Source organism: bacterium (genome assembly GCA_027622355.1).
GTDB lineage: Bacteria > UBA8248 > UBA8248 > UBA8248 > UBA8248 > JAQBZT01.
Window position 1 is genome coordinate 1 of sequence record JAQBZT010000280.1, and the last position, 3659, is coordinate 3659.

Here is a 3659-nt window from a genome sequence, read left to right on the forward strand (position 1 = left end):
ATTCGACGAGGCCCGCGCGGTCCCCCCGGGGGTCGTACTGCCATATGAACTCGATAACGATGGCGAGCGATATCAGACAAAAAATGATGTCCACGATTGACGGGTGATCCTGCGGAGAGGACGCCCGCGCGGGATACAGCAAAAACGTCAAGACCGATGTGAAGAAGATGAAGAGCGGGAGCATGAACTGCTCGCCGTAGTACGGGAGATAGGGAAAATCAATCTGCAAAAGACCCCAGGACCGGGGGCCGATTACCGTAAAGCTTCCGTTCACCGCCCCGAAAAGAAAATAAACGGCGAACACGAAACCCAACACCCGGAGCAACCAGAGCCAGCCGCCGTTCAACCGCCGGGGCGTGGAAAGGCCCGCACCCAGCATGTCACCCAATTTCTCCAGAAACGTCGACTGGCCCAAGTTCTCATCTCCCATTTGAAAATGTTCTTTTGAAAATCAGGGCGACTGGGTCAGTCCGCGCCGGGCCCGGGGGCAAACCGCTCCCCAGGCCTGGCGCGGGCCATGTGACCCTATTCGATGCTGGCCGGAATCTTGTGGCCCTTTTCCTTCCAGTAGCGGGCGGCGCCCGGATGGATCTTCATCTTGATCGCCGCCATCTGGTCCAGCGCCGGGGCGACGGAAAAGCCGGACTGCCACCCCTTGTGAACCCGCAGAAGGAACTTCTTGCCCTTCTCCGAGAAATTCAGGCGGGTCACTTCGTAGACCACATCGTTCGGCACCTGGGCTCCGACGATCGTCCAGGCCGTGTAGCCGAGGGTCGGCACGTCCTTGTCCTGTCCATCGTAGGAGTTGGCCGGGATGGTGACCGGGAAGTAGGCGCTGTTCTGCTTCAGCATCTCATCGCGAACCGCCCCGTCCAGCGGGAGGAGCGTAATGGGAAGCGAGGTGGCGAGCTTGAGAATCGAGGGAGAGGGAATCGGGTTCGGAATCGTGAAGGCGTCGAGCCGGTTGTCCTTGATGGCATCGGCGGCCACGTTCCAGTTCAGATTCTCTTCGCGGACCTTGATCTTGGCGAGCGCCACCATGGTCCGCGTCATGAAGTGCGTGCTGCTGCCCTTCTGCGCGAAGCTCACGCGCTTGCCGTCAAGTTCAGCTACGCTCTTGTAGCCCGCGCGCTTGGAGGTCGCGATATGGAAGAAGGACACCGTGCCGGGGCCCATGCCCCGGATGTTCGTGTACTTCTTCTTGAACATCTTCTTGCCCTTGAAGGCCAGCTGAAGAAGGGTGGCGACGCCGAGGCCGAAATCCGCCTTCTTCGCTTCGACGAGCCGGATGTCGGCCACAGCGCCCTGCGTCGTCACGTTGTTCATTTCAACCGTTTTGGACTCCTGGGAGATCAGTGCTGCAAGACCGCCCCAAATGACGAAGGCCGCCGCGCCGGGTCCCGCGCTGGCAACCGAGGTTTTCACGCGAGCTGCTTCGGCTCCCGAAACGATCATGGCGAAAGCAACCAGGATCGCTGCCAGGGAAACCGTCATCCTCCGAATTCCGAACATCATTTTACCTCCTCGTTATATGAAACAACTGAGCGGGAGAAAAGAATCCCCGCAATTTGAACACCGCTGCTCTTTTATGTTGGACAGGGCGAAAAAAAACTTTCGCCGCTGGAAAATCCCCAGTGGGGCACTCCTGCCTGCACTATTTGCGCTTTCAGGCGGCTGATTATGGAAACGATGTACAAAAATGTTATCGGAGTCGGATGAAGAGGTCAAGGAAAGGAAAATGAGAAAATTGCCCTGAATTCAACACGAATCACAGAGTCTGACGCATTCAATTCAGAGTTTTTCCTCTGAAATTTCTGATTTCCACCCCAGCTCGGCCTCGCACCATCTTGCGGCGGCCAAAAGGGAAACCTCATCGAAGGGCCCGGCCCCCAGCTGGATGCCAATGGGAAGATTCCCCTCCCCCCGCTCGAGGGGAAGGCTGACGGCCGGAAAACCGGCGAACGTAAGGGGCTCATTCAAAAGGGGATTTCCGGTGGAAGCCTCGGCCGCGGGCGCCCGCTCCGTGGCCGCGGGAAGGAGGAGCAGATCGAAATCCCGGGCCTGCTCCCTCAGTTCACGTGTGAAACGGGCCCGGAGGCGCTGGGCCCGCAGATAATGCACCGCCGGCACCATCGCGCCCATCGAAACGAACTCGCGGACGAGCGGCGGGTATTCATCCCGGTGCTTCCGGAACATGTCCGCATGATAGGCGGCGGCCTCCGCCTGCATGATGACGCGGTGGGCACTGTGCAGAAGATCGATATCCATCGGGAAGCGAACCTCAGCGACCTCGGCGCCCGCCCCGGTAAGCCGATCGGCCGCCCGCGAGATGGCGTCCGCCACCTCTGGCGCCGCCCGCGGCAGGGTCTCTTCCCGGAAAAAACCCACCCGGGCTGGTCGGCACGGTGCGGACAGCGCCGCATAATCCGGGACGGGCACATCTGGCGCGCCCGAATCGCGTCCATCCGCCCCCGCGATCACCTGAAGCAAGATGGCGGCATCCTCCGCCGTGCGCGAGAGGATTCCCATGTGGTCCAGCGACCAGGACACCGGAACCACCCCGGTCCGGGGAATCCTCCCGTAGGTCGGCTTCAGCCCCACCACCCCGCAAAAAGAGGCCGGCCGGAGGGTCGAGCCCCCCGTCTGGCTCCCGATCGCTGCCGGCATCATCCCGCACGCAACGCCCGCGGCCGAGCCGCTGCTCGATCCACCCGGGGTGTGCGCCAGGTTCCAGGGGTTCCGCGTCGGCGGAGGATCCGCCGTGGCGAAGGCAGTCGTCACGGTCTTCCCGAGGATCACCGCGCCCGCCTCCCGCATCCGGGCCGCCAGGGAGGCGTCCGCCTCCGGCATGTGGCCCGCCAGAAAGGAAACACCCGCCGCGCGCGGCATTCCGGCCACGTCCACAATGTCCTTAATCCCGACAGGCGCGCCACAGATGGCGCCGCCCTTTCCTTCGCATTCCTCTGCCTGGCGGATCGCATCTTCCCGATCGAGGTGGGCCCAGGCCCGGACCTGCCCCTCCAGGGCATCCACGCGCCCCAAAAGCGCCCGCACCCATTCCGCCGGCGTCAGGCTGCCCGCCCGGATGCGCCGCAGGCCCTCGGCCAGGGTGATACGCCAGATATCGCTCATTCCATCCACCTCACGGCTTTTCCCTCTCGATCGCATCGAGGCGGCGCAGGAGCTCCGCCACCCGGGGATTTCCGCCCGCGGGGGGCCGCCAGTCCACCTGGACCACCGGCACGCCGTCCGCCCGCAGCTCTTCGGCGAACATCTCAAGGCCGATATTCACCACCTGCAGGGGCTGCCCGAAAAACCGATCGAGACTCAACTTCCCTCCTCCAGCAACACGGCGGCGGTTTCGGGCGCCACCAGCAGGGCCGCAAAGCGGACCGCCTGCGCGTTCGAGGGGAAAACCACGATTCCGGCATCCTCCAGCGCGGCCACCTGCCCGCCGAAACCTTGCGGATCATCCGCGGTGCCGACGACGGAGGCCACCGCCGCCAGCGGGCGCCCCCTTTTCTCCGCCGCCGCGCGGGCCCGGCGCACCGCATCCGCCAGCGGCGCCGCGGGGTCTGCGTGCGCGCCTTTCCCCAAAACCAGATCCAGCAGGAGAACTCCGGCCTGGCCGGATTCGCCCGCCGCCAGGATCCGCTCCG

The 3659-nt window shown here is 63.6% G+C and carries 5 protein-coding genes; all 5 read right to left on the reverse strand.

Annotated elements, in window-relative coordinates; translation table 11 throughout:
• Window positions 1-415: hypothetical protein (locus tag O2807_13385; GenBank protein ID MDA1001494.1), on the reverse strand; the 415-nt coding region annotated here is incomplete at its 3' end.
• Between the two features lie 110 nt (window positions 416-525).
• The gene (locus tag O2807_13390) at window positions 526-1515 is read right to left on the reverse strand and encodes a TAXI family TRAP transporter solute-binding subunit (GenBank protein ID MDA1001495.1); all 990 of its coding nucleotides are present in this window, start codon (window positions 1513-1515) and stop codon (window positions 526-528) included.
• Between the two features lie 276 nt (window positions 1516-1791).
• Window positions 1792-3132 carry an amidase gene (locus tag O2807_13395; protein MDA1001496.1) on the reverse strand — a complete coding sequence of 447 codons (1341 nt, stop codon included), beginning with the start codon at window positions 3130-3132 and terminating at the stop codon, window positions 1792-1794.
• Window positions 3133-3142: 10 nt separating this feature from the next.
• Complete coding sequence (locus O2807_13400) at window positions 3143-3331, reverse strand: fdrA domain protein (GenBank protein MDA1001497.1); 189 nt, start codon at window positions 3329-3331, stop codon at window positions 3143-3145.
• The coding region (locus O2807_13405; protein MDA1001498.1) for a hypothetical protein at window positions 3328-3659 on the reverse strand (332 nt) is incomplete at its 5' end. The genes O2807_13400 and O2807_13405, both read right to left, overlap by 4 nt.